Origin of the sequence: Paraburkholderia sp. CNPSo 3272 (assembly GCF_024206495.1) — a bacterium.
GTDB lineage: Bacteria > Pseudomonadota > Gammaproteobacteria > Burkholderiales > Burkholderiaceae > Paraburkholderia.
On the sequence record NZ_JAMBPQ010000124.1, the window covers coordinates 1 to 512 of the forward strand.

The 512-nt window shown below is 62.1% G+C and carries 1 pseudogene; it reads left to right on the top strand.

The features are described 5' to 3' along the window. Positions 1 to 512, top strand: a pseudogene (locus tag M3I53_RS38110) (ISNCY family transposase); the annotation flags it as partial.

Sequence of the window (512 nt, forward strand, 5' to 3'; positions counted from 1 at the left end):
AGAGTGAGTTCGATGCGCACCGGCCGCTGCGGGCCGATGAGAGCCTCGATACGGTGCTGACGTGGCGCGAACCGAGGAAGGTCAAGAAGTCGCTGACGGTGCAGTACGACCGTGTGCTGTACCTGCTGGACGATACACCGGAGAACCGCAAGCTGATCGATCGGTATATCGAGGTCTGGGAGTATCCGGACGGACGCATCGAGCTGCGGGCGGATGGCCGCGTGGTCCCGTACCGCGAATACGACAAGCTGACCGAGGTGGACCAGGGCGCAGTGGTTGAGCACAAGCGGCTAAGTCACGTACTTCAGGTCTCGCAGGTGATTCAGGCCCAGCGCGATAACGAACGGATTGGTAAAGCGCCTTCGCGAACGCACCGTGGGGACTCGACCCGAACGGAGCGCAAGCAAGGCCACGCGCGCAGGAAGAAGCAACGCGAATTTACACAGGCCGACATCGAGCAGGTGATCGTCGACCTGGCCGGGCAAAAGCAGCCTTCGCAGGCCCAGCGCAAA